We start from the raw sequence: 23,536 nt of genomic DNA on the forward strand, positions 1-23,536 counted from the left end.
CGGGTGCGCTGAGCGCACCCGGGCCCGTCCGGTGTCCATCCAGTTTTCTCAGTCCTCCTGGACCATGGCGAGCAGGTGCTCGGGGAAGCGCTCGCCCGCGAAGGCACCGGGCGGCGCGATCTCGTCGACCTCCCGCAGGACTTCGGGGGTCGGGGTGACGGCTCCCGCGGAGGCGTTCTCGTTCATGTGCGTACGCTTCTGAGCCCCCGGGATCGGTACGACACCCTGCGCGACCAGCCACGCGAGCGCGAACTGTGCCGGTGAGCAGCCCAGTCGGGACGCCAGCTCGCCGATCCTCGCGACCAGCCGCTGGTTGACGTCGAGGTTGTCCTCGGAGAACCGGGGCAGACCGCGCCGCATGTCGTCCGGGGCCAGCTCGGCCCCGGAGAGCTCGCCGGAGAGCAGCCCGCGGCTGAAGGGGCTGTAGGCGACGAAGCCGATGCCGAGTTCCCGCACCGTGGGCAGCACCGAGCGCTCCGGATTGCGGCTGGCGAGGGAGTACTCGGTTTGCACCGCCGTGATGGGGTGCACGGCGTGCGCCGCGCGGATCGTCTTCGAACCGGCCTCGGAGAGCCCCAGGTGCCGTACCTTTCCGGCGTCGACGAGCTCCGCCATGGCGCCGACCGACTCCTCGACGGGCACCTGGGGGTCGACCCGGTGCAGGTAATACAGGTCGATGTGGTCGGTGCCCAGGCGCTTGAGGCTGGCGTCGACGGCATCGGTGATGTGCCGAGGGCTCCCGTCGACCCGTACGCCGTCTGGGGTCCGGATCAGCCCGCACTTGGTGGCGAGCGTGACCCGGTCGCGGTGTCCGCCGGCCAGCGCGCGGCCGACGATCTCCTCACTCAGGCCGGCGCCGTACATGTCCGCGGTGTCGAGGAAGTCCATGCCCCGGTCCAGGGCTCCGTGGATGGTGCGGATCGACTCGGCTTCGTCGCGGTCGCCGTAGAACTCGGCCATGCCCATGCAGCCGAGGCCGATCGCGGACACCTCCAGCCGGCCGCCGAGCAGGACGCGGTCCAGGGTGTGCGGTGTGGTGGTGGTCATGCCTTCTCCTCGTGAGCTACGGATGGTGGGGCGAGGTGGTGGTCCCGGGGTCGCCCTGGCGGGCGGGCAGGAGCTGCTCGAGGCGGCGCAGGGCGGCGGTGTCGGCGAGGGCGGCGGCCGCGGCGACAACGCCGTCGGGACGTACGAGCACGGCTCCCGGGCGACGTGCGCCCAGGGCGCGCGCGGTCCGCGCGTCCAGGTGCGCGCAGACGGGCACGTCTAGCTCGGCGAAGGGGGTACGACCCGCGAGGACGAGCAGCGCGTGCCGCCCGTCGCGCAGCAGGTCGTGGGTGCGGCCGCCGGTCGGAAGGGGGATGTCCGGCAGCCGTGTTCCGGGGCCGAGCGGCCCGAGCGCGGGGCCCTCGGCGGGATAGCGCAGGTCCATCTGCGCGAAGCGGGACGGCAGGACGCGGTCGAGGACACCGCTGCGCTCGGCGGCCGACGCCGCGAGGTTGCGGGCCCGCTCGCGCCAGCCGCCCCAGGTCCACAGCCGGGTCTGCCGGTCGGTGTCGGTGACCACGGCACGCGCGACATGCATACGTTCCCGCTCCCACGCCCCGAGCACGGTCTCCGTCAGCCGGCCACGGATCACGTCGGCGAGGCGCCAGGCCGCTTCGTGAGCGTCCTGGATGCTGGTGTTCAGGCCCTGCCCGCCGGCCGGGCTGTGCACATGCGCGGCGTCGCCCGCGAGCAGCACCCGCCCCTCGCGGAACCGGTCGGCCATCTTGCGGTGCACCTGGAAGTGGCCCGAGCCGGTGACAGAGGCCAGCTCCAGGGGAACCGGGCTGCGCTGGGCGGCGATCGCCCGCACGGTCTCCTCGACGTTCTCCTCGGTGGCGCCTTCGGGGGCGCTGCCGAAGACACGTATGAGGCCACCGGGGAGACCGACGACGACCAGCACGCCCGCGGGGCCCATGAAGTAGTGCGCCTCGGCGTGTGCGAGCGGGGTCTCCCACTCTCCGTCGACGAGGACGAACGACTGGGGGTAGGTCGGCCCGGTGAAAGCGACGCCGAGCTGCTCGCGGACCGCGCTGTGCGCGCCGTCGCAGCCGAGCAGCCGGCCCGTGCGGTGGATGGTCCCCGACAGGTCGGCCTCCACCATGTCGGCGTCCTGCGAGAGGGCCGTCAGCCGATGGCCGTACTCGACCCGCCCACCCGCCTCGTGCAGCGCTTCGAGCAGCAGTCCCTCGGTCTCGTTCTGCGGGAGGGAGAGGGGGGTTCCGAAGCGACTGCCCTTCAGACCACGGAAGTTGATACGGGCGACGCGGCGGCCGCGGGTGTAGTAGTTGGCGGCGACGACCGGCAGGGCCGCGTCGCGGATGCGTTCTTCCAGGCCGAGGCGGGCCATCACCTCCAGCGCGCGCGGCTGGAGGATAATCGCCTTTGCATGGGGGTTCCTTCGGGCCGCGCGATCGACGATTCTGGTGTCGATCCCGCGGCGGAGCAGCTCGGTGGCCATCATCAGGCCGGTCGGCCCTGCGCCGACGACCAGTGCTTCGCTGTCCACGGTGAGCGTCACACCTCCTGCGTTCGGGGGAACGGGCGTGCGGGGGGTAGGGGCGTGCGGGTGAGGGGTGGGGGAGAAGAGGGCGCCACGTCGGCTCGTGCGGCCGGTGCACGCCGGATGACCATCGTGCACGAAATCAGAGGGTGGGACGTGGTGTGCGTGATACCCCTGAGTCCTGCACCACCCTGAAGGAACTTTCCGGTGGCGGCTCCGGTCGCCGGCAGCGGTTCGGCCCCGCCGCTGATGCGTCGTCGACAAGACGCGGGGGTCTGTCAACGGGTGTAAAGCAGGGCAGAGCGGGTGTTTGAACCCCGGTGACTGGTACCGATTTCAAGGGTATGAGCCGCACAGGTGGCAGAAGGCTCTGGCTGACGGCTGTCCGGCGTTCGAAGAATGTGAGCCACGAGCCCGGCCACTGCCCAAGGAGCAGCACACGATGCCCCTCCCCCAGAGCGCCCTCGCCCCGGACACGGTCACATCCGCTCCGACCCTCTCCTACCGACGTACGGTCGACCGCGGCGACGTCCACCGCTGGGCGGTCAGCGAGGTCTTCCTCACCGACTACGCCGACCTGTCCGCGGACACCTACCTCGCTGCGGCCCAACTGCCGCCCGCACACTACTACTTCGGCGACCACACGGGCCCGGCCGCCGACGGCCCCGACAGCATGCTCCTCTTGGAGTGCTGCCGGCAGGTCGCCACCTGCATCGCCCACCGCGGCCTCGGCGTCGCCAGGGACAGCGCCTTCCACGTCACCGAATGGACGCTCGCCCTCACCAGCGACACCCCGCTCCCGCCTCACGACCGGCCCCGCGAGCTGAACATCAAGGCCGCTGTCACCCGCAGCCAGGTCCGTTCCGGGACGGTGCGGGCCGCGCGGTACGTCCTGGAGCTCTCGCTCGGTGGCGCAGTCCTCGGCCGCTGCGACATCTCCGCCCGCTACTCGCCCGTGGAGGAGGCGGAGATCGTCCGCCGCTACCACCGCAGGTCGGCGCCGCCGCTGTCCGGTTCGCTGCCCGCCGTGCCGCCCGGCACGCCGGTGCCGCCCGCCGACGTAGCCCGTCGCGATCCCGCCAACGTGGCGCTCGCCGACGCCCGCCATGTGGCCGGCGGGGTGTCCGCCGTGGTGGCGGTGCCGTCCGGGCACCGTACGCACTTCGATCACCCGCAGGACCACTACACCGCGATGATCCTCATGGAGGCCGCCCGGCAGGCCGCGCTCCTCACGGCGGGCACCGGCGTGCGGATCACCGGCTACCAGTCGAGGTTCGCCCGGTTCGCCGAACTCGACGCCCCGGTCCGGGTCGCCGCCGTGCGCCACAGCTGCGACGAGGTCGCCGTGCGCTTCCGGCAGGACGGCACCGTCGTCAGCGAGATAGCCGTCGGCGTCGCGGAGGCGCTCTGATGGCGCTCGCGACCGGGCCTGTACGCGCGGTCTGGACCGACTACGGCGGCGTGCTGACCCCGCCGGTGGCCCAGACGTTGGAGCCCTTCTGCGCCCGGCTCGGGGTGCCCTCGGCCACGCTCCTCGCCGCCATGCGGCAGGTGGCCCGCGACTGCGGGGCCGGTGACGACGTCATGGCACCGCTCGACACCCCGCTGCTCACCCAGGAGACCTGGGAGCGCCGGATGGAGGAGGCCCTCGCGACGCACAGCGGCATCCACGTCGACCTCAGCGACTACCCCGCGCGCTGGTTCGCCGACCGTGCGGTCAACCAGCCCTGGCTGGACACCCTGCACCGGCTGCGCCGACAGGGAGTGTTCGTCGGGCTGGTGTCCAACATGCCGCCTGCCTGGGACCGGCACTGGCGGCTGGCCGTGCCGCCCGAGGGACTCTTCGACGCGGTGGTGCTGTCGTACGAGTCCGGCTGCCGCAAGCCCGAGCGGGAGATCTTCCGCATGGCCGCCGAGCGGGCCGGGGTGCCCGGCGAGCAGTGCGTGCTCGTCGACGATCTCGCGGTCAACTGCGCGGGCGCCGAGCAAGCCGGCTGGCACGCCGTGGATTTCACCGACACCGCGGACGCGACGGCCAGGGTGGAGGCGCTGGTCACCGCGGGCGCGGCAAGCGCCGGCACGGAAGGTGCGGACCGGGCCGTCCTCGCCAGGGGAGGCCGCGCGTGAGAGCCGCCGTCATCAGTGGCATCGGCGCGTGGCTGCCGCCCGACGTGGTCGGCAACGACGACCTCGCCGCCCGCATGGACACCTCGGACGAGTGGATTCGCACCCGCACCGGCATCCGCACCCGGCACTTCGTCTCCGCCGGCATGCCCACATCCCTCCTCGCCGCCGAGGCCGGGGCGCGGGCCCTGCAGTCGGCGGGCACGACGGACGTCGACGCGGTGGTGCTCGCCACCACCACGCCTGACCGCCCCTGTCCGGCCACCGCCCCCGAGGTGGCCCGCCGCCTCGGCCTCACCGGACGCCCGGCCTTCGACGTCTCCGCCGTCTGCACGGGATTCCTGTACGCGCTCACCACCGCTGCCGGAATGATCGCGTCCGGGGCCGCCGAACAGGTCCTCGTCATCGGCGCCGAGGCCTTCAGCACCCTCATCGACCCGCAGGACCGGTCCAGCGCCGTCGTGTTCGGCGACGGTGCGGGCGCCGTGGTGCTGCGCGCCGGTGAGCCCGGTGAGCCTGGCGCCCTCGGCCGGATCGTCCTCGGCAGCGACGGCTCGCTCGCCGACCTGATCACAGTGCGGGCCGGCGGCTCGGAGCAGCCCCGCCCCCATCCCGACTCCGATCCGGTCGACCGCTACTTCTCCATGCGCGGCCGGGAGGTGTTCGGGCACGCGGTGACCCGTATGACCGAATCGGCACGCGCCGCCCTCGCCCACACCGGATGGCAGCCGGACGACGTCGACCGGCTGGTCGGCCACCAGGCCAACCTGCGCATCCTGCACGCCGTCGCGGAGCAACTGGACATCCCCGTGGAGCGGCTTGTGATCCATCTGGACCGGGTCGGCAACACGGCGGCGGCCTCCATCCCGCTCGCCCTGGCACACGCACACGGCACGGGGGACCTCGCCCCCGGCGCCCGTGTCGTCCTGGCCGCCTTCGGAGGCGGCGCCACCTGGGGGGCCACGGCACTGACCTGGCCCGCGCTGAAGTCCGCATAACCACCGGCACGTTCATGCCGGGCGCGGCTTAAGTCCGCGTTGCCACAAGCACGTTAACGCCACGCACCCCGGGCGTATCCGCGCCCGGTTCCCACACCCGAAAGGCACCATCGCGATGAGCACCTTCACGCCCCCCACCTTCGAGATCCTCTCCCAGGTCCTGGAAGAGAAGTTCGGCGTCCTGCGCGAGGACATCAAGCCCGACACCGTTCTGGAGGACATCGAACTGGACTCGCTCGCGCTCATCGAGGTCGCGCTGACCCTGCAGAAGCAGCTCGGCGTGGTGATACCCACCGAGGACCTCAACAGCAGCGGCACCGTCTCGGACCTCTTCGAGCTGGTGAACACGGCGGCGGGGAACGCCTGATGGCCGAGGGCACAGGACGGGACGCACGCGTCGCGATCACGGGCATCGGCCTCGTCACCCCGGCCGGCATCGGGGTGGCGGCGAACTGGGAGCGGCTGCTGTCGGGCCGCCCCACCGCACAGCGCGACCCGGCGCTCGCCGGACTCCCGGTGGACATCTCCTGCCGGGTCCCCGGCTTCGACGCCAACGCCCTGCTCGGCCGCTCCACGGCCTGGCGCCTGGACCGGGTCAGCCAACTCGCCCTGGTGGCCGCCAAGGAGGCGCTGTCCGACGCGGGCCTCGACCCGGACCGGTGGGACGGCGCCCGGGTCGGCGTGGTCTTGGGCAACGCGCTGGGCGGCACCGCCTCCTACGAGGACGCCCACACCGCGTACCACCAGGAGGGCGCCGACCAGGTCTCACCGCTGGTGATGGTGAACTGGCCGGTCAACATGATCTCCGGATACCTCGCCATGCACTGCCGGGCGCTCGGCCCCAACCTCGTGGTCGCCACGGCCTGCGCCTCCGGTGTCACGGCGATCGGCACCGCACGGCAGATGCTGCAGTCCGGCATGTGCGACATCGTGCTCGCCGGCGCCTCCGAGGCACCGCTCAGCCCGACCCCGATGGCCGCCTACCACCGCATGGGCGCGCTGTCCCGGCGCACCGAGGACCCGGCGGGGGCGTCGCGCCCCTTCGACGCGGACCGCGGCGGCTTCGTGGCCGCGGAGGCGGCGGCCGTGCTGGTCCTGGAGCGTGAGCGGGACGCGACAGCGCGAGGCGGCACGGTCCGCGCGCTGGTCGCGGGCTACGGGGCCAGCGCCGATGGGCACCATGCCTCCGCGCCGGACCCGGCCGGCGCGGGCGTGGAACGCGCCCTGCGCTCGGCGCTCACCGACGCGGACGTCGCCCCCGAGGCCGTCGACCACGTCAACGCCCATGGCACGTCGACCAAGTTGAACGACCTGATGGAGTCCCAGCTGATCAACCGGGTCCTGGTCGGCCGGCCGTCGGTGACCTCCACCAAGGGCGTCACGGGGCACGCGCTCGGTGCCGCGGGCGCCATCGAGGTGGCGTACACGGCCCTGACCGTCGAGCACGGTCTCGTGCCGCCCACCGCCAACCTCGACAAGCTCGACCCCGAGATCGACATCGACGTCGTCAGCGGTGCGCCGCGCGAGCAGCGCGTCGAGACCGCGACCAGCCACTCCTTCGGGTTCGGCGGGCAGAACGCCGTCCTGGTCCTCCAGAAAGCAGGCACATGATGACCGAAGGCCGGTCCGTCTTCGTCACCGGAGCCAACCGCGGCATCGGTCTGGCCATCGCCCGCACCTTCGCCGCACAGGGCGACCGGGTCGCCGTCGGGCACCGGTCGGGCGAGCCCCCCGAGGGCTTCTTCGGCGTACGCTGCGACGTCACCGATCCCGGGTCGCTGGACACCGCGTATGAGAAGATCGAGGCCGAGCACGGCCCCGTGCAGGTCCTGGTGGCGAACGCCGGGATCATGCGGGACAAGCTGGCCCTGCAGACCACCGACGAGGATTTCCTGGCACTCCTCGACACCAATCTGGTGGGTGCCTTCCGGTCGGCGCGGCGGGCCATCCCCGGCATGCTGGAGGGCCGGTGGGGCCGGCTCGTCTTCATCTCGTCCTTCTCCGGGATGCTCGGCTCGCCGGGGCAGGCCAACTACGCGGCCTCCAAGACGGGCCTCACCGGCCTGGCCCGCTCGCTCGCCCGGGAGCTGGGGCGGCGCGGCATCACGGCCAATGTGGTGGCTCCCGGCTTCATCGACACCGACATGGTGGCCGGCGTCAGCCCGAAGAGGCGTGCCGAGTACCTCTCCATGACGGCGCTCGGCCGCCCCGGCACTCCCGAGGAGGTGGCGAGCGTGGTGCGCTTCCTCGCCGGTGCGGACGCGTCGTACATCACCGGCGCGTTCATCCCCGTCAGCGGCGGTCTCGGGATGGGCGTATGAGCACGTCGGCACAGGACACCCGGGCCAAGGGCACCTCGACCGAGGCCGGCCGGCCGACGGGCGGGCTGCTCGCCGGGAAGCGGCTGCTGATCACCGGGGTGCTCTCCGACACCTCGATCGCCTTCCACGTGGCGCGGATCGCCCAACAGGAAGGGGCCAGGGTGGTCCTGACCTCCTTCGGGCGGGCCCTGCCCATCACGGAGGCGATGGCGGAGCGCCTACCGATGCCCGCACCAGTGCTCCGTCTCGACGTCACTGAGCGCGGCGATCTCGACACGCTGCAGGACGCGGTCGTCGGCCACCTGGGCGGTCTTGACGGAATCGTGCACTCGATCGCGTTCGCCCCCCGGTCCGCGCTCGGCGGCGCCTTCCTCGACACGTCGTGGCAGGACGCGGCGACGGCGCTCGAAGTGTCGGCGTACTCCCTCAAGGCCCTGGTCACGGCGTGCCTTCCACAGATGGAGGAAGGCTCGTCCGTGGTGGGCCTCGACTTCGACGCGACCCTGGCCTGGCCCGGCTACGACTGGATGGGCGTCTCCAAGGCCGCGCTCGAGTCCGTCACCCGCTACCTGGCGCTGTACCTCGGCGAACGACGCATCCGCGTCAACCTGGTCGCGGCGGGCATGGTCCGTACCCTGGCCGCGCGCTCGATCCCCGGAGTGGACCGCATGGAGCAGATCTGGCGCACCCGCCCGCCGCTCGCCTGGGACGTCCACGACCCGGAGCCGACGGCGAAGGCCTGCGCGGTGCTCCTGTCGGACTGGCTGCCGGCCACCACCGGCGAGATCCTGCATGTCGACGGGGGGCTGCACGCGGTCATGACATGAAGCACCGGCCCCATGACGGCGGTACGACACACCCGGGTCGTACCGCCTCCGACACTGGGCGAGCAGCGCCCCCACCCCCGTCTTCCACCGCGAACAGACCACCAGCTCCCGCGCCGGATCCACCCACAGGAGAGGGACGCCGCCGTTGCCGTGGGCCAGCGGCCCGTCGTGGGGGCCGTGGCTCTCGGCCCGTTACGCGACCATGCTGCTGCGGTCCCTCCTCGTGCTGACGAACGCCGAGATCAGCCGCTGGCGGACGATCACCTACCCGCGATCACGTCCCCGACCGGCACGAGTACCCCACCCGCGACCCACGCCACCCACGATCGCCAGCCGCTGACGGACATCCGCAACAGCTTTCGTGAACTCGCCGTGTGCGGTTATCCGTTACTCGAGTCATCCTCCTCTATGCCTGCGCCGACTCGCCATCTAAGCGACGCCAGGGCATCTATCTGGGATCGTGTAAAAGTGACCGGGCATCCGACTTTTCCCACTGGCCTGCTCATCTTGCTGACCACGAGAACCACATGGAAGTCGACGCACTGGCTTGACGCGCCCGACGCTATGGCGTCCGGCTCGCAAGCACTCAATGGTCTCGACGCCGCGCCGCCCCCAGCCTCGACCTGGGCGGGAGCGTGTGCGCTGGTGCGCCACTGGGACGTTCGCCGGGCGGCCCCAGGGTTCAGCATGCGGCGCTGAGCGCGTCGGTGCGCAAGGATGCGCTGGTGCGTGCCCTGATCTCTTCAAGACTGACGCCGGGTGCCGCCTCGACAAGGGCGAGCCCGTCGGGAGCGATGTCGAGGACGGCGAGGTCGGTGATGATCCGGTCCACGCAGGCCTCGCCGGTGAGGGGCAGGGTGCACTCCTGAAGGATCTTCGGGGTGCCGTCCCTGGCGGTGTGTTCCATGAGGACGATGACGCGGCGGGCGCCATGGACGAGGTCCATCGCGCCGCCCATGCCTTTGACCGTCCTGCCGGGGATCATCCAGTTGGCCAGGTCGCCCTTCGCCGACACCTGCATCGCGCCGAGCACGGCCGTGTCGATGTGGCCGCCGCGGATCATGCCGAACGACAGGGCCGAGTCGAAAAAGGAGGCACCGGGCAGGACGGTGACGGTCTCCTTGCCCGCGTTGATCAGGTCGGGGTCCACCTCGTCGTCGTACGGATACGGGCCGGTACCCAGGATGCCGTTCTCGGAGTGCAGGACGACATCGACGCCGGGCGGGAGATGGCCGGGGATGAGGGTGGGCAGGCCGATGCCGAGATTGACGTAGGAGCCGTCGGTGAGTTCGGCGGCGGCGCGGGCAGCCATCTGGTCGCGGGTCCAGCCGGTGGACGTGCTGGGCTTGCTCATACGCGTACGGTCCTCTTCTCGATCCTCTTGTCGGCGGCCTGAGTGGTCGTCAGTTCCACTACCCGTTGGACGAAGACGCCCGGCAGGTGCACCTCGCTCGGCGCCAGTTCGCCCGGCTCCACCAGTTCTTCGACCTCGGCGACCGTCACGCGTCCGGCCATGGCGGCCAGGGGGTTGAAGTTGGCGGCGGCTTGGCGGAAGACCAGGTTGCCGTGGTGGTCGCCGCGCCAGGCCCGTACGAGGGCGAAGTCCGTGGTAATACCGTGTTCCAGGATGTGGAGGCGGCCGTGGAAGTCGCGGGTCTCCTTGGCGGGGGACGCGAGGGCGATGGAGCCTCCCCCGTCCTCCGGCCGGGAGGTACCCCCAGGCGTGTACCGCCAGGGCAGGCCGCCTTGGGCGACCTGGGTGCCGACACCCGCCGGGGTGTAGAAGGCGGGGATGCCCGCGCCGCCCGCGCGCAGGCGTTCGGCGAGGGTGCCCTGCGGGACGAGTTCGACCTCCAGTTCGCCGGAGAGATACTGGCGGGCGAACTCCTTGTTCTCGCCGACGTACGAGCCGGTCACTCGGGCGATACGGCCGGCGGCAAGCAACACGCCCAGGCCACGGCCGTCGACACCGCAGTTGTTCGACACGACCGTCAGGCCCGTGGCGCCCTGCTCGTGCAGGGCCCGGATAAGGACCTCGGGTACACCGCTGAGACCGAAACCACCGACTGCGAGCGACGCGCCGTCGGGGATGTCGGCGACCGCCTGCGCGGCGCTCGCACTGACCTTGTTCACGCTTGTTGTTCCTCTCAGCGCGGACGGACACACATGTATCGGCTCGCTGGCTTCATCGTGGCCGCGCGGTTCAGAAAGGCTGATTGAGGAAGCCCTCCACCTGCCCGAGCTGCCCGGGCAGGGCTTCGCGCATGTACTCGACGGCGTGCGGCAGGGTGGCCGCATTGACGGCCATCTCGCCGAACAGGATCTGGTGGGACACCTCTTGGACGAGCCTGACCCGCTCATGGCGACGCTCCATGAAGGCCAGGAGTGAGGCCTCGACGGTCCGGTCGGGCTCGGCGAGTTCTTCGGCAAGGACGACGGCGTCCTCGAGTGCCATGCCGGCGCCCTGGGTGAGGTGCGGTGCACTGGCGTGTGCGGCGTCGCCCAGCACGATGGCACGGCCCTTGAACCAGGGTGAAGGCAGAAAGACCTCGTTGAGCGGGCTGTAGACGATGCCGTCAGGGCTGGTGATGCTGTCGCGGAGTTCTCCGATGAGCCCGCCGTATCCGGCGAGGCGCTCGATGAGCAGATCGGCCATCCGGTCGGAGGGCATGTGCGGGTTGCCGGGCTCGGGAGTGACGTGGAGCAGGTACATGCTGTCCTCGCTGAGGGGGATGACACCGGCCTTGGTGGCGTCGCCCTGGAACAACATCGTGTTGCGGACCTCCTCCGGCCGGGGCATCGTCAGCCGCCACACCGAGTAACCGGTGAAGACCGGCTCGTGCTCGGTGCCGAAGAGGCGCTGCCGCAGCGGAGAGCGCAGCCCCTCGAAGCCGACGACCAGATCGTAGGTCTCGGTCCTGCCGTCGGAGAAGGTGACGTGTACCTCGTTACCCGTCTCCTCGAGATCCCGCACACTCACGCCGTGAGTGACCTTGGCGCCGGCGTGTTCGGCCGCACCGTTGAGGATGCGGTGCAGTTCGCGACGCGTGAGCGCGTTGTTGGCGGGGACGTCACCGCCGAAGGCGGACGGGCATTCGACGATGAGTTGGCCCTGCCAGTCGTAGAACGCGTTCCGGTCGTAGGGAAAACCGATCTCGAGAACCTCATCCAGCACTCCCAGGGTGCGAAGTGCACGGAGCGAGTTGGCGGGTTGGTTGATGCCGACGCCCAGGACGCCGGAGTCCTCCCGGACCTCCACGACATCGACCTCGACGCCACGCCGGGCCAGCGCAACGGCAGCCCCGAGCCCACCTATCCCCGCCCCGGTAACCAGGACTCGCGTGACCTGCATGGTCGCCACCTCACTTCCTTGTGTTGGACAACCGCGACGGTAGGACGCCATCACAATGTTTCCAAGCGATTACTATCAATGCTTAAGATCGATACCATCGATATATGACGGAAAAGGAGTACTCGGCATGAGCCTGGGCGGGGTGGACCTCAACCTTCTGCTGGCACTGGACGCCCTGCTCGGCGAGCGCAATGTGACCCGGGCAGCCGAGCGCATGTCGGTAGGACAGCCCGCCATGAGTGCGTCGCTGGGACGGCTCCGCAAGCACTTCGACGATCCGCTGCTCGTCCGCGAGGGCAGGCGGTTGGTGCCCACACCCCTGGCCCTCTCGCTCGCCCCTGCGGTCCGCGAGGCGGTGGCGGCGGCCGAGGCGGTGTTCGGCCGGCCGCGGGGATTCGATCCGCTGGTCGACCGCCGGTCGTTCACGATCATGGCCAGCGACTACGTCACGCTCATCCTGCTGCGCCCGCTGGTCGCGCGACTGGCACAGGAGGCACCCCTGCAGCGGGTGCACGTCGTACCTGTACAAAGCAATTTCGCCGAACAGCTGAACAAGGGCGAGATCGACCTTCTGGTGCTGCCCACGGAACTGACCGGGTCCCGGCTCACCTTTCCGCACCGCCACTTGTTCAACGACCGCTACGTCCTGGTGGCCGACCCGGACAACGACGCGGTCTCCTCCACGGTCACCGCGGAGGAGTTCGGCCGACTGCCCTACGTTGCCTACAGCGGCGGTCCGCTGCCGTCGATCGCCGACTCCCAGCTCGACTCGCTCGGGATCGCGCGACGGGTGGAGATGAGCACGCAGAGCTTCGTCATCATCCCCTTCCTGGTGACCGGCACGCCGTTCGTCTCGCTGGTGCACGAGCGGCTGGCCCGGCACGTCGCCGACAAGACCCGCCTGAAGGTGCTCGAGGCACCCGTGCCTCTTCGTCCGATCAGCGAGGCGTTGTTCTGGAGCCTCCGGCACACTGACGATCCCGCTTTTACCTGGTTGCGGGAGCGGATCGCCGAGCTCGCCGCCGAACTATAGATCGACAGCATCGATTTAATCCATCGACATCAATCGTTTCAGTTGTTGACTCTCTGTACGTAGCGTTCAGGCTGCGCCCGCAAGGATGCGGGGCGCGCACCACACGCTGGAGCAGCCGACATGAACCTCTCGACGACCACGCGCTCCCCGATCACTCGTCTGCGTCATGTGGCCATCGCCGTGCCCGACTATGACCCCGCGGTCGAGTTCAACCGTGGGGTGTGGGGCCTGACGCCGGTCGCGGAAGACAGCGGCGTCTCCTTCTTCGCCGCGGAGGCCAGCCCCGAGCAGTACATCCTCCGGGTACGCCGCGCAGCCGAAAAGCGCCTGGACCTGATCGCCTTCGGCGCGGAGAACGCAGCCTCCGTCGATGCCCTCGCAGAGCGCCTCATCGCCGCAGGCGTCACCATCGACCGCGAACCCGCAAGCCTGGACACGCCCGGCGGCGGATACGGATTCCGCTTCTTCGACCCCGAAGGCCGCCTCATCGAGGTCTCGGCCGATGTCGAGCAACGGACGGCGCGACCGCTGGAGCCGCGTGAGTCGATTCCGCAACGGCTCAGCCACGTGGTGATCAACAGTGCGGACATCCTCAAGACCAAAGCCTTCTACGAGCAGCATCTGGGCTTCCGGCTGTCGGACTGGCTGGAGGACCACATGTGCTTCATGCGGACGCGGGTCGATCACCACATCCTCGCGATCAGTTCGGGACCGCATGTCGCGCTCAACCACATCTCCTTCGAGATGCGCGGCATCGACGAGTACATGCGCGGCTCCGGCCGGCTGATCCGGCACGGCAACAAGCCTTTGTGGGGCCCGGGCCGGCACGGTGCTGGGGACAACACCTTCACCTACTTCCTGGACCCCAACGGCAACGTCGTGGAGTACACGACCGAACTGGAGAAGATCCCCGACGACGAGACGTGGGTACCGCGCCGGTTCGAGGCCACGCCCGAGGCCGCTGACCAATGGGGCACCGGCGGGCTGATCACCGACGCAATGATCCCGGCGATGTTCAACGAGCCCGACAAGGGGCTGTGGACCCCGTCCCCGCTCTGACCACACCGCCCACCCCGCATGACAGGAGCCCGCAGTGAGCACCGTCCACCACGACGTCACCGCCCTCGCCCCGCCGCGGCTCGAAGAGGTCAGCGACGGCGTTTTCGCCTACATACAGCCCGACGGGAGCTGGTGGATCAACAACACCGGGTTCCTCGTCAGCGGACGCGGGGTGATCAGCGTGGACGCCTGCTCCACGGTCCGCCGCACCCGCGCCTACCTGGACGCCATCGCCACCATCACCCCGCAGCCGGTGCGGACGCTGATCAACACCCACCACCACGGCGATCACACCTTCGGCAACCACCTCTTCGCAGGGGCCACGATCGTCGGACACGAGGCCACCCGGACGGGCATCCTCGACTGGGGTGAGCCGAAATCGGCACCGTTCTGGACCGAGGTCGACTGGGGTGATGTCGTCCTCGAGCCGCCGTTCCTCACCTACACCGACTCGGTGACCGTGTGGGCCGACGACCTGCGCGCCGACGTACGCCACGTCGGTGCTCCCGCCCACACGACGAACGACTCGATCGTCTGGCTTCCGGAACGCAGGCTGCTCTTCAGCGGCGACCTGCTGTTCAACGGCGGGACTCCCTTCCTCGTCCAGGGGTCGGTGTCCGGAGCCATCCAGGTGCTGGAGGAGGTCGTCAAGCCGCTGGGAGCGACGACCATCGTTCCCGGGCACGGCGCCGTCGCAGGGCCCGGACTCATCGACGACGTGCTCGGCTACCTGCGGTTCGTGCAAGCCGCCGCCCGCACCGGCCGCGACGCCGGGCTCACCCCGCTGGAGACCGCCCGCGAACTGGACCTGGGCGAGTACGACGGCCTGCTCGACCATGAACGCATCGTCGGCAACCTGCACCGGGCCTACGCCGAGTTGGAAGGTGCCCCGCTCGGCCGTCCCATCGATGTGGCCGCGGCCCTCACCGACATGATCGCCTACAACGGCGGCCGTCCCCTCACCTGCCTCGCCTGAGCCTCATCGGAGCCGTCATGACCGCCATCATCACCGTCGCCCCCACCGGGCCGATCGCCACCAAGGCCGACAACCCGGCGCTCCCCACCCAGCCCGAGGAGATCGCCGCAGCGGTTACCGAAGGCTACGAGGCAGGCGCCGCCATCGCCCACATCCATCTGCGTGACGAACAGGACCGCCCCACGGCCGACCTCGGCATCGCCAAGCGCACCATGGACCTGATCAGCGAACGCTGTCCGATCCTCATCCAGCTCTCCACAGGCGTCGGCCTGACCGTTCCCTTCGAGGAACGCGAGGCGCTGGTGGAGCTCCGGCCCCGCATGGCCACACTGAACCCCTGCTCGATGAGCTTCGGTACCGGAGAGTTCCGTAACCCGCCGGACGCGGTCCGGCGCCTGGCCGGGCGGATGCTCGAACTCGGGGTCAAACCCGAGCTGGAAATCTATGACACCGGCCACCTCGACGCCTGCCTTCAGCTGCTCAACGAGGGCTTGCTGGCCGAGCCACTCCAGTTCAGCATCGTGCTGGGCGTGCGCGGCGGCATGGCCGCGACCCCGCAGAACCTGATGACGATGGTCGACCGGCTGCCCGAAGGCGCCGCCTGGCAGGTGATCGCCATCGGCCGGGCCAATCTGCAGCTCACCGCGATCGGCCTGGCCCTGGGCGGAAACGCCCGCGCCGGACTGGAGGACACCCTCTACCTCCGCAAGGGCGAACTGGCCCCTGCCAACGCCCCGTTGGTCCGCCGGGCCGTGCAACTCGCGCACGCGCTGGACCGTCCCGTCGCCGACGTCGACCAGGCCGCCGCCCAACTCGGCCTGACCGCAGTGTGAGGAGCACCGCCGTGTTCGAGATCTTCCCAGGCAACTACGTGTGGAACCTGTCGGTCAACATCGCGCTGAACACCGGCGCCCACATCACCGAAGTCAGCGAGGCATGTGCCCCGGTACTGGAGGCATCCCGCAAGGGCGAGGACACCGGCACCGAGCTCTTCTTCGAGTCCTGGACGGCCCTGGCCGATCGCCTGGTCGGGCTGGCCGAAGAGGACGAGGCTGCCGGGCACACACTCACGGCCGGCGCCAGGTACTACCGGGCCTCCGTCTACTACCTGACGGCCGAGAGACTGCAGAGCCGCCACTACGCCCCCCGCTGGGATGCCTACCGCAAGATGCTCGACTCCTTCGACAAGGGCATCACCCTCGGCCGCCACAACTGCACCAAGGTCGAGATCCCCTACGAGGACACCAGCCTGCCCGCCCTGTTCGTCCAGGCCGAAGAAGCCACCAGCGGCCGGGCACCGTGCATGGTGCACTACAACGGCCTGGACAGCACCAAGGAGATGATCTACGGGTCCGGCATCGCCCAGGAACTGGCCCGGCGGGGCATCTCCACCCTCATCGTCGACCACCCCGGCAGCGGCGAGGCACTGCGGCTGCGCGGCCTGACCGGACGGCACGACAGCGAGCACTGGTCGTCCGCCTGCGTCGACTGGCTGGAGAACCGCGACGACGTCGACCCGGCACGCATCGGGGTGATGGCCTGGTCGCTGGGCGGCTACTACGCACCCCGCGCCGCCGCCTTCGAAAAACGCTTCAGCCTCTGCGTCGCCTGGGGCGCCAACTACAACTGGGGCGAACTCCAAAAACGCCGACTGGCCCGCGAGGGCGACAGGCCCGTTCCCCACTACTGGGACCACGTCCAGTGGGTCTTCGGCAAGGAGACCCTCGAGGAGTTCATGGAATTCGCCCCGAACATGAGCCTCGTCGGCGTCACCGAGCACATCACCGTCCCGTTCCTGATCACCCATGGCGCAGGCGACCGGCAGATCCCCCGCGAATACGCCGTAGCCCAGTACGAGACCGCCGTCAACAGCCCCAAACGCGAGCTCAAGTGGTTCACCGAACGCGAAGGCGGAGTCGAACACGTCAGCGCCGACAACATGCCCGCCGCCACCGGCTACATCACCGACTGGATCGCCGACACCATCTGACCCCAAAGGGGGAGCGGGACAAGCGGGCGGCTTCCCGGTCCACCGGCGGTCCCCATGTCCGACCTGGCCGATGGACAGCCGCAGGCGCACTTCATCCACGGGAGTCGTCCCCGAGCCGCGATCAGCCGAGTCGCCGGCACGCGCGTGCATCATCGCTACTGACGTTCAGGGGGGCAGGCCCGCAGCGACATGGGGCGACCTGCTCACGCAACCAGCAGTGTCCCGGGTCATTGTTGAGCTTCTGCAGCCAATACAAATTCTCGTGCAGACCGCTCACCTGCACGGCCGGCTGCACGATCCGGACGTCGGCCAAGCCCCTTCCCTGGAAACAGATCCCACTCCAGAACCGCAATGCCGGGACCGGCCACGGCCTCGGCGAGATCCGCCGGATCAACTGCGGAGCTCCTTCTTGAAGCTTGCTACCTCCGTGTAGGGCTTGCGCTCGCTCACGGTATCCAGCCCAGCACGCCCGAGCCCGCCGACCGGCCGGGAGGCCGCATTTCCCCACATTCAGGTGACCACAAAACCTATCAACTCACATGCCGCCCTCTGAGAACGGACATCTCGTGGTCATGAAGAAGCATCCGCCGCAGTTCACGGAGCAGCCAGATGGCGCAGGCAGCGCCCGGACCGAACGTGACTCGTAGGGCCTCTCCCCCGCCGGAGGCGTCGAGGCCGACGTGGTCCCGGCCGGGACCTCATTGACGACGCACCTGGTCCTGCAATTGCAAGGTGCCCGGCCAGGAGCAGGGCATCGGGCTGCGCGGGTGGCCGGCGGCGCGTTCGGCGAAGTCGCCGGCGCCGGAGAGCGCGCCGGGCGGCAGGCCGGTGTCGAGCGCCGCCGTCCACCACCCGTGCGCGGCGTTCATGGCGGCGCAGGCGGCCAGGTCCAGCGCGGCATCACCGGGGCCTGGGCGCCGCGGTGTGCAGAGGGCCAGCGTCGTCGGCAGGCGTGGGCCCCGTTGGCAGTGCCCTCGTAGACAACGGCGTGAAATGGCGGGCTCATCGCCTTCCTGCGTGACCAGCTAAGAAGGCAGATCCGCACTGGCCAGGGGAGATGCCCCTGGCCAGTGACCTTGATCGGGGTGTACGAGCGCCCCTCCGCCGCCCGGCACCACCGGCTCCGGCCGATGAGCATCAGCCATCGCGGCCGGGGATGCCAGAGGCCCGATCACGCCCATACGGCGGGGGTGACCTGCACCGATGCGGTGGCGTCGGCGAGGCTCGCGCACGAGAATCGCAAGAGATGGTGCAGGAGAAGACGCAAGAGTTGGCGCAGGAGATGTTGCCGCGCGGCAAGCCGGAGCACGGTTCGAACAGCAGTACCTTTGCCTCGTGCAGCTGCGTACGCCTTCCCCCCAGGACCTGACCGGCGCTCAGGACGAACTCCGTCAGGTCCGCGCTGAACTGCATGCGCTCTCCCAGCGGATGCCGTGGTCGGCTGAACCGCTGGACGCGTGGGAGACGCACGTGAACGCCTGGCGGAAGTCCTCCCGCCCCACCTCCCCGGCTGGGATCCCCAGGACGCGGCGGAGATCGTCCGGCTGCGGACACGGGAAGTCGAACTCGCCGCGGCGATCGTCACGCGCGCGTACTGGAGCAGCCGTACCTGCACGACCTCGGTGTCCGCGAGATGCAGCGCAAAAGGTTCGTGGCCGGCGCCGCCTCGTGGGCGGACAGGCTGCGTTCCGAGTTCGACGAGGCGTTCCCGGAAGAGGTTCCCGCGTCCGGGCGCGGCCAGGGGGCCACCGCCGCCTGATGAGCGAGATCCTCTACATCGACGTCTCCTGGCTCCTGGACGTCCAGGACGTCACTCTTGGCCACGACGACGTGTCGGTCACCGATTACTCGGCCCTTGTAGCGGCTGTCGCGCGCCACAAGACACGCATGCCGACTCTCGCCAAGTCCAACCCCGACGCTGCTTGGCGCGCGGCCGCGCTCCTGCACACCATCGTGCGTCTCGAACCGCTCCCCCACCGCAACAGCCTCTTCGCCGGCTTCGTCACCGGCCAGTACATGGACCAGTCCGGAGAAGGCATCGGCCCTCCCTATGGCGCTCTGTCCGACCTGATCAGAAAGGTCCGCGAGACGCGGCTGAGCATCTACGACGTCGCGGACTCGCTCCGCTCCTGGCGGATCTGAAGGACTTTCCCGTAACCGTAGTGGGTAACGGGAGCTGGCGCGGTCGCCGGGGCCGCCTTAGGGCTCCTTGCAGGATGATCCTTTTGTGGCACGGTGGAGATGTATGTGATCCCGTCTTTTGTGGGGTGTGAACATGGCGCGGCGGAAGCCGTGGGAGGTCAGTGACGAGTTGTGGGCGGTCATCGAGCCGCTGTTGCCGCAGCATGAGCGTCGTTACAGGTATCCGGGCCGCAAGCGGATCGATGACCGCAAGACGCTCCAGGGCGTGTTGTTCGTCCTGTACACCGGTGTCCAGTGGGAGTTCCTGCCGCAGGAGTTGGGATTCGGTTCGGGTCCCACGTGCTGGCGGCGGCTTGCCGAGTGGCAGGAGGCCGGGGTGTGGGAGGAACTTCAGCGGGTGCTGCTGGACGGGTTGCGGGCGGCAGACCGCCTCGACTTCTCCCGCGCCACGATCGATGCGTCACACGTGCAGGCCAAGCGGGGGCGAAGCAGCCCAAAAGTAGGCCCGAGCCCGGTTGACCGCGCACGGCCGGGCTCTCCGGGTGATGCTTCTGCCCATGCGCCAAGTTACGCCCACGATGCGCACTACCGAGCCGCCGGCCGGCGACACGTCCCGATGACAGGAACGGTGCACGTACGGTGCCCACCCAGCACAACGCCGCATGCCTCGGCGACGTCCGGGTCGGCGCCGGCGAAGATCAGCGGCCCCCACCTCACCGCCAGGGCGACCAGGGCGAACACCCGAGTACTGCCACGTCCCTCGCCGCCCGCCCCGGCGCCACGCTCTTTCCGTCCACCGCGCGGCACTTCACCCCGGAGCTGCTCGGCTCCCTTGGAGAACAGGGTGTCTGTGTCGTGGAGGTGACCCACTTCATCGCCGCGCGGTGGCAGCACGGGTATCTGCGCGAGTAGCTCGGCCAGGACGTGGAGTGAGCCGACGACGAGGGCGTCGACCTGCCGCGCGGAAGGGCCGGCGTGAGCCTGCCGTTCCCCAGGCCCGAGCGGTACGAGGTGTCGCTCCGGGCCGCCGACACGCTCAACGAGCGACGCCGGGCGGGCGGCCGGATCGGAGTCTGCGGTACGTCGGCACTGCGCGCGCTGGAGACGGTGCGGACGACCGCACCGGCCGGGTGCCCCCGCGGTCCGGCTGGACCAACCTGATCCTGGGCCCGGGCCACCGCTTCAAGGTGTGCGACTCCTTCCTGACCAACTTCCACATGCCGCAGAGTTCCGAACTGCGTCTCACCTCCGCCTTCACCGGGGCGCCGGAACTGCTGCGGGTGTACCGGGAGGAAGTCCTGCCGAACGGCTACCTCTTCAACGAGTTCGGCGACCCAATGCTGATCGTCTGAGGAGGACGGAAAATGCAGCGCTCCACCGATTTCGAGAAGATCCTCCAGACCAACCTCGGCCTCCCCGCCGACCGGTCGCTGGACTACGACACACCCCTCGCGGACTACGGCCGACCTTGAGGATGTTACGGAATGTCTCGTCGAGGATCTGATCGGTCCACTTGGCTTGGACGAGGCCGCCTGTGCGATTCGGATGAGGGCGTCGCGCAGGGTGCTGGGGTAGAGGACGTCGGCGTCGTAGATGGCGACGAAGGCCATGTGCTAGATCGTTCCCGTTTCCTGGCCGAGCTGGGTGAGCTCGTCGGCGGCTTCGCGGCGACGCTGGTCGTCCTTGCGCTTGTACTGCAGGAGCGACGACGCGGTGATCCGCCTATGTGTGCCGACGGTTCGACATTCGATTTCTCCGGCCCTCTTCGCCAAGGGGACGGCAAGCTGATGGCTTTGGCTCGTGTCTTGCCATGACCCGTGCGCCAAGGGGCGTGCCAGGCCGTCCAGTTGAGGTGAGGGTAGGTGGCGACCAAATACGCAGAGGGGACCCCGTGCCCTCCGTGTGCCCAATTCCGAGCCGTGTCGGGGGCGCGAGGGGCGACAAAAGGACTGGACAACAAGTAAGCCCCAGGCCGCTGACCTGGGGCTTCGATAAGAGCGGGTGACGAGAATCGAACTCGCACTCTCAGCTTGGGAAGCCATGGCGCTTGGGCGGCCCGAGGGTTGCTGACCTGCGTTGATTCGCTGGGCTACCCCTGTTGTACAGGTCCGGTCGCACCGCTGTTGACCGTGGTTGTCCGCTCTTACGGGCACGCAATGGGCACGACCGCGCAGTGCGTTGTGCAGCGGCGTCCTCTGGCTCTCGGAATGGTGCCACCACGCAGACGGGCTCGGCCGTGGACGAACGACGTCGCGGGTGCGAAGAGCGCGTCGGCCGGGCTGGGCGTCAGCGGCCAGCGGAGTCCAGTGCCGACTGGAGTGACTGGCGGTAGCCCTCGCTGGTGTACGTGGCTCCGGAGACCGTGTCGATGTCGGCGCTCTGGGCGGTGAGCGCTTCTCTGGTCAGCTGCGGGACGGCGTACGCGTTGATCTGCTGGTCCCTCGGGTTCTCCTGCGGGTAGGTGACCGCGGTGACGTCGGTGAGCTTCCCGTTCTTCAGGGTGGCGCGGACCTGGACGGGGCCGTAGCGGGTCTGGACCGAGTCCCCGGTGAGGGTCCGGGTGCCCGTGGCCAATCCGCTCGACCCGGTCGTTCCACTTGACGTGCTGGAACTGCTGGACGGCGCGGGAGAGGTCGCCAACCCGGCGACGGCCGGCGTCGAGTGCGGCTTGAGCGACAGCAGCAGCACCATTCCGGAGACGGTCGCGGCGCTGGCCAGCACGATGCGGCGGAGCGGACGGTTCTTCTTCAACGTGTGCAAGACGGCCTCACAGCTCGAAGGACTCGTGGTGGATACGGCGGTCCGGGACCCCGGCGGTGCGCAGCGCCTCGTACAGGTCCCGCGCGAATCCGTGCGGGCCGCACAGGTACACGTCGTGGGCGTCCAGGTCGGGCACGGCCGTGCGCAGGGAGTGGGCCGTGAGGTCCGGGCGCCGGCCGTGCGGACCGTTGAGCGCGTAGAGCACCTTCGCTCCGCGCCACCGTGCGACGGCTTCCAGCTCGCCGCCCAGGGCGAGTTCCTCGGCCGTGCGGGCGCGGTAGAGGAGGGTGACGTCGCCGGGCAGCGTCTCGAACAGGGCCCGTAGCGGGGTGATGCCGGCGCCGCCCGCGATCAGCAGGGACCTGTGCGAGGTCTGCCGGTCGGCGGTCAGTGCCCCGTAGGGGCCCTCCGCCCACACCCGGGTGCCCGGCCGCAACAGGGCGACGGCGGCGCTGTGGTCGCCGAGCGCCTTCACCGTGATGCGCAGCAGGTCCGGGCGCGGCGGCGCCGACAGGGAGTACGGCGTGGAGGTCCAACGCATGCCCTCGGTGAGGAACCGCCAGCGCAGGAACTGCCCCGGCTGTACGCCCATCTCGTCCAGTTGCCGGCCGCTGATGACGACGGAGTACACGCCCGGCGCCTCCCGGTGCACGGAGTCGACGCGCAGTCGGTGTCGCAGGTTGAGCCGGACGGGGGCGAGGATCCGGAACCACACCACCAGGGCGGCGACGCCCAGGTACAGCGCGTACCAGGCGGCCTGGGCCGGTCCGTTGCCGGTGAAGTCGGAGCCCAGGGCGAGCTGGTGGCCGAAGGCGAGGAAGACGGCGGCGTACGTGAGCAGGTGCAGGTAGTACCAGAACTCGTGGGCGACCCGGCTGCGCACCGCGCGGGCCGAGACGATCCCGACCGCGAACAGAATGACGGTACCGGCGGTGGCCTTGAGCATCTCCGGGTAGTCCAGGACCACGGTGAGCGCCTCGTCCAGGAAGGGGGAGCCGTCCTGGGCGGCGTACCCGAGCAGGATCAGCACGACGTGTGCCACCAGGAGGCAGATCGTGTAGCGGCCTGCCCTCGCGTGCCAGCGCGTCACCCGGTCCGCCCCGATCCGCCGTTCCAGGAGCGGGACGCGGGCCATCAGGCCGACGAGGACGGCGCAGGCGTACCCACACAGCAGTCCTGCGATCCGCCCGGCGCCCGTAAGCCAGCCCGCCGTACCGACGACCGAGCCCGTGTCGTGCCACCACAGGGCGATCACGACGGCGGCCCCGCCCCACAGGAGCGCGAGCACCGGCCCGGCGAGGGAGTGCCGCGGCGCGGGGGGCGTGGGGGCGACCCTTTGTTGCGCGTACGCCGTCGTCATCTGCATGTCCCTTCGGCTGTCCGTCCGTACGTCCCTTTGGCCGTGC

General features: G+C 69.8%; 25 protein-coding genes and 1 pseudogene. 18 read left to right on the forward strand and 8 right to left on the reverse strand.

The window, feature by feature from the left end; all coding sequences use genetic code 11:
* Positions 1-48 precede the first annotated feature (48 nt).
* Positions 49-1,047, reverse strand: coding sequence for an aldo/keto reductase (locus ACFWWR_RS41400; protein WP_384309149.1), 999 nt, complete (start codon positions 1,045-1,047; stop codon positions 49-51).
* A gap of 16 nt (positions 1,048-1,063) precedes the next feature.
* Entirely contained in the window at positions 1,064-2,554 is a 1,491-nt protein-coding gene (locus tag ACFWWR_RS41405) for an FAD-dependent oxidoreductase (protein ID WP_384309151.1), read from the reverse strand.
* A gap of 436 nt (positions 2,555-2,990) precedes the next feature.
* Between ACFWWR_RS41405 and ACFWWR_RS41410 the strand changes: the two genes are divergently transcribed.
* The 7 genes from ACFWWR_RS41410 (at position 2,991) to fabI (ending at position 8,818) form a co-directional block, all read left to right on the forward strand.
* Positions 2,991-3,959: an AfsA-related hotdog domain-containing protein gene (locus tag ACFWWR_RS41410; RefSeq protein ID WP_384309153.1), complete on the forward strand. Its 969-nt coding sequence runs from the start codon at positions 2,991-2,993 to the stop codon at positions 3,957-3,959.
* Positions 3,959-4,675: an HAD family hydrolase gene (locus ACFWWR_RS41415; RefSeq protein ID WP_384309156.1), complete on the forward strand. Its 717-nt coding sequence runs from the start codon at positions 3,959-3,961 to the stop codon at positions 4,673-4,675. The genes ACFWWR_RS41410 and ACFWWR_RS41415 overlap by 1 nt, the downstream gene beginning before the upstream one ends.
* On the forward strand, positions 4,672-5,670 hold the full coding sequence (locus tag ACFWWR_RS41420) for a beta-ketoacyl-ACP synthase III (protein WP_384309158.1): 999 nt from the start codon (positions 4,672-4,674) through the stop codon (positions 5,668-5,670). The genes ACFWWR_RS41415 and ACFWWR_RS41420 overlap by 4 nt, the downstream gene beginning before the upstream one ends.
* A 115-nt stretch (positions 5,671-5,785) precedes the next feature.
* Positions 5,786-6,037, forward strand: coding sequence for an acyl carrier protein (locus tag ACFWWR_RS41425; protein WP_383456170.1), 252 nt, complete (start codon positions 5,786-5,788; stop codon positions 6,035-6,037).
* Complete coding sequence (locus ACFWWR_RS41430) at positions 6,037-7,281, forward strand: beta-ketoacyl-[acyl-carrier-protein] synthase family protein (protein WP_384309160.1); 1,245 nt, start codon at positions 6,037-6,039, stop codon at positions 7,279-7,281. Before ACFWWR_RS41425 ends, ACFWWR_RS41430 begins: the two co-directional genes overlap by 1 nt.
* On the forward strand, positions 7,281-7,991 hold the full coding sequence (locus ACFWWR_RS41435) for an SDR family oxidoreductase (protein ID WP_384309235.1): 711 nt from the start codon (positions 7,281-7,283) through the stop codon (positions 7,989-7,991). The genes ACFWWR_RS41430 and ACFWWR_RS41435 overlap by 1 nt, the downstream gene beginning before the upstream one ends.
* Complete coding sequence (gene fabI, locus ACFWWR_RS41440) at positions 7,988-8,818, forward strand: enoyl-ACP reductase FabI (RefSeq protein WP_384309162.1); 831 nt, start codon at positions 7,988-7,990, stop codon at positions 8,816-8,818. Before ACFWWR_RS41435 ends, fabI begins: the two co-directional genes overlap by 4 nt.
* A 682-nt stretch (positions 8,819-9,500) precedes the next feature.
* Here fabI and ACFWWR_RS41445 read toward each other — a convergent pair.
* From ACFWWR_RS41445 to ACFWWR_RS41455, 3 genes are all read right to left on the reverse strand, one after another.
* A complete protein-coding gene (locus tag ACFWWR_RS41445; RefSeq protein WP_384309165.1) occupies positions 9,501-10,172 on the reverse strand; it encodes a CoA transferase subunit B in 672 nt (223 codons plus the stop codon).
* Positions 10,169-10,951: a CoA transferase subunit A gene (locus tag ACFWWR_RS41450; RefSeq protein ID WP_384309168.1), complete on the reverse strand. Its 783-nt coding sequence runs from the start codon at positions 10,949-10,951 to the stop codon at positions 10,169-10,171. Before ACFWWR_RS41450 ends, ACFWWR_RS41445 begins: the two co-directional genes overlap by 4 nt.
* Positions 10,952-11,021: 70 nt before the next feature.
* Positions 11,022-12,170 carry an FAD-dependent monooxygenase gene (locus tag ACFWWR_RS41455; protein WP_384309170.1) on the reverse strand — a complete coding sequence of 383 codons (1,149 nt, stop codon included), beginning with the start codon at positions 12,168-12,170 and terminating at the stop codon, positions 11,022-11,024.
* A 127-nt stretch (positions 12,171-12,297) separates the two neighbouring features.
* On the opposite strand from ACFWWR_RS41455, the gene ACFWWR_RS41460 reads away from it, so the two are divergent.
* The 5 genes from ACFWWR_RS41460 (at position 12,298) to ACFWWR_RS41480 (ending at position 17,228) form a co-directional block, all read left to right on the forward strand.
* Complete coding sequence (locus tag ACFWWR_RS41460; RefSeq protein WP_384309173.1) at positions 12,298-13,203, forward strand: LysR family transcriptional regulator; 906 nt, start codon at positions 12,298-12,300, stop codon at positions 13,201-13,203.
* A gap of 120 nt (positions 13,204-13,323) precedes the next feature.
* A complete protein-coding gene (locus ACFWWR_RS41465) occupies positions 13,324-14,262 on the forward strand; it encodes a VOC family protein (RefSeq protein ID WP_384309175.1) in 939 nt (312 codons plus the stop codon).
* Positions 14,263-14,296: 34 nt separating this feature from the next.
* Positions 14,297-15,238, forward strand: a complete 942-nt coding sequence (locus tag ACFWWR_RS41470) for an MBL fold metallo-hydrolase (RefSeq protein ID WP_384309178.1) — start codon at positions 14,297-14,299, stop codon at positions 15,236-15,238.
* Between the two features lie 17 nt (positions 15,239-15,255).
* Positions 15,256-16,071 (forward strand): 3-keto-5-aminohexanoate cleavage protein, encoded by an 816-nt coding sequence (locus tag ACFWWR_RS41475; protein WP_384309181.1) that lies wholly within the window; start codon positions 15,256-15,258, stop codon positions 16,069-16,071.
* A gap of 11 nt (positions 16,072-16,082) precedes the next feature.
* Complete coding sequence (locus ACFWWR_RS41480) at positions 16,083-17,228, forward strand: alpha/beta hydrolase family protein (protein WP_384309184.1); 1,146 nt, start codon at positions 16,083-16,085, stop codon at positions 17,226-17,228.
* Positions 17,229-17,926: 698 nt separating this feature from the next.
* Here ACFWWR_RS41480 and ACFWWR_RS41485 read toward each other — a convergent pair.
* Positions 17,927-18,097 carry a hypothetical protein gene (locus ACFWWR_RS41485; RefSeq protein WP_384309186.1) on the reverse strand — a complete coding sequence of 57 codons (171 nt, stop codon included), beginning with the start codon at positions 18,095-18,097 and terminating at the stop codon, positions 17,927-17,929.
* Between the two features lie 764 nt (positions 18,098-18,861).
* Here ACFWWR_RS41485 and ACFWWR_RS41490 point away from each other — a divergent pair.
* The 6 genes and pseudogenes from ACFWWR_RS41490 to ACFWWR_RS41515 all read left to right on the forward strand — a co-directional run bounded on the left by ACFWWR_RS41490 (position 18,862) and on the right by ACFWWR_RS41515 (position 20,722).
* Positions 18,862-18,987, forward strand: coding sequence for a hypothetical protein (locus ACFWWR_RS41490; RefSeq protein ID WP_384309189.1), 126 nt, complete (start codon positions 18,862-18,864; stop codon positions 18,985-18,987).
* On the forward strand, positions 18,987-19,370 hold the full coding sequence (locus ACFWWR_RS41495; RefSeq protein WP_384309192.1) for a toxin Doc: 384 nt from the start codon (positions 18,987-18,989) through the stop codon (positions 19,368-19,370). Before ACFWWR_RS41490 ends, ACFWWR_RS41495 begins: the two co-directional genes overlap by 1 nt.
* Before the next feature lie 133 nt (positions 19,371-19,503).
* Positions 19,504-19,908 (forward strand): annotated as a pseudogene (locus ACFWWR_RS41500) (transposase); the annotation flags it as partial.
* Positions 19,909-20,009: 101 nt separating this feature from the next.
* Positions 20,010-20,282 carry a hypothetical protein gene (locus ACFWWR_RS41505; protein ID WP_384309238.1) on the forward strand — a complete coding sequence of 91 codons (273 nt, stop codon included), beginning with the start codon at positions 20,010-20,012 and terminating at the stop codon, positions 20,280-20,282.
* Between the two features lie 63 nt (positions 20,283-20,345).
* A complete protein-coding gene (locus ACFWWR_RS41510; protein ID WP_384309194.1) occupies positions 20,346-20,531 on the forward strand; it encodes an S-adenosylmethionine:tRNA ribosyltransferase-isomerase in 186 nt (61 codons plus the stop codon).
* Entirely contained in the window at positions 20,501-20,722 is a 222-nt protein-coding gene (locus tag ACFWWR_RS41515; RefSeq protein WP_384309196.1) for an S-adenosylmethionine:tRNA ribosyltransferase-isomerase, read from the forward strand. The genes ACFWWR_RS41510 and ACFWWR_RS41515 overlap by 31 nt, the downstream gene beginning before the upstream one ends.
* A 934-nt stretch (positions 20,723-21,656) precedes the next feature.
* On the opposite strand, the gene ACFWWR_RS41520 is transcribed toward ACFWWR_RS41515, so the two are convergent.
* Both ACFWWR_RS41520 and ACFWWR_RS41525 read right to left on the reverse strand, forming a co-directional pair.
* Positions 21,657-22,130, reverse strand: coding sequence for an FMN-binding protein (locus ACFWWR_RS41520; protein WP_384309199.1), 474 nt, complete (start codon positions 22,128-22,130; stop codon positions 21,657-21,659).
* Between the two features lie 7 nt (positions 22,131-22,137).
* Positions 22,138-23,490 carry a ferric reductase-like transmembrane domain-containing protein gene (locus ACFWWR_RS41525; RefSeq protein ID WP_384309202.1) on the reverse strand — a complete coding sequence of 451 codons (1,353 nt, stop codon included), beginning with the start codon at positions 23,488-23,490 and terminating at the stop codon, positions 22,138-22,140.
* Between the last annotated feature and the right edge of the window lie 46 nt (positions 23,491-23,536).

This window comes from Streptomyces sp. NPDC058678, from assembly GCF_042714835.1.
Lineage (GTDB): Bacteria > Actinomycetota > Actinomycetes > Streptomycetales > Streptomycetaceae > Streptomyces.

What these genes read in the sequence shown, in the direction of transcription:
- ACFWWR_RS41400 (WP_384309149.1), bottom strand. Translation starts at nt 1,047, where the DNA reads ATGACCACCACCACACCGCACACCCTGGACCGCGTCCTGCTCGGCGGC.
- ACFWWR_RS41410 (WP_384309153.1), top strand. Translation starts at nt 2,991, where the DNA reads ATGCCCCTCCCCCAGAGCGCCCTCGCCCCGGACACGGTCACATCCGCT.
- ACFWWR_RS41415 (WP_384309156.1), top strand. Translation starts at nt 3,959, where the DNA reads ATGGCGCTCGCGACCGGGCCTGTACGCGCGGTCTGGACCGACTACGGC.
- ACFWWR_RS41425 (WP_383456170.1), top strand. Translation starts at nt 5,786, where the DNA reads ATGAGCACCTTCACGCCCCCCACCTTCGAGATCCTCTCCCAGGTCCTG.
- ACFWWR_RS41430 (WP_384309160.1), top strand. Translation starts at nt 6,037, where the DNA reads ATGGCCGAGGGCACAGGACGGGACGCACGCGTCGCGATCACGGGCATC.
- ACFWWR_RS41435 (WP_384309235.1), top strand. Translation starts at nt 7,281, where the DNA reads ATGACCGAAGGCCGGTCCGTCTTCGTCACCGGAGCCAACCGCGGCATC.
- fabI (WP_384309162.1), top strand. Translation starts at nt 7,988, where the DNA reads ATGAGCACGTCGGCACAGGACACCCGGGCCAAGGGCACCTCGACCGAG.
- ACFWWR_RS41445 (WP_384309165.1), bottom strand. Translation starts at nt 10,172, where the DNA reads ATGAGCAAGCCCAGCACGTCCACCGGCTGGACCCGCGACCAGATGGCT.
- ACFWWR_RS41455 (WP_384309170.1), bottom strand. Translation starts at nt 12,170, where the DNA reads ATGCAGGTCACGCGAGTCCTGGTTACCGGGGCGGGGATAGGTGGGCTC.
- ACFWWR_RS41460 (WP_384309173.1), top strand. Translation starts at nt 12,298, where the DNA reads ATGAGCCTGGGCGGGGTGGACCTCAACCTTCTGCTGGCACTGGACGCC.
- ACFWWR_RS41465 (WP_384309175.1), top strand. Translation starts at nt 13,324, where the DNA reads ATGAACCTCTCGACGACCACGCGCTCCCCGATCACTCGTCTGCGTCAT.
- ACFWWR_RS41475 (WP_384309181.1), top strand. Translation starts at nt 15,256, where the DNA reads ATGACCGCCATCATCACCGTCGCCCCCACCGGGCCGATCGCCACCAAG.
- ACFWWR_RS41485 (WP_384309186.1), bottom strand. Translation starts at nt 18,097, where the DNA reads ATGAACGCCGCGCACGGGTGGTGGACGGCGGCGCTCGACACCGGCCTG.
- ACFWWR_RS41490 (WP_384309189.1), top strand. Translation starts at nt 18,862, where the DNA reads ATGCAGCGCAAAAGGTTCGTGGCCGGCGCCGCCTCGTGGGCGGACAGG.
- ACFWWR_RS41495 (WP_384309192.1), top strand. Translation starts at nt 18,987, where the DNA reads ATGAGCGAGATCCTCTACATCGACGTCTCCTGGCTCCTGGACGTCCAG.
- ACFWWR_RS41525 (WP_384309202.1), bottom strand. Translation starts at nt 23,490, where the DNA reads ATGACGACGGCGTACGCGCAACAAAGGGTCGCCCCCACGCCCCCCGCG.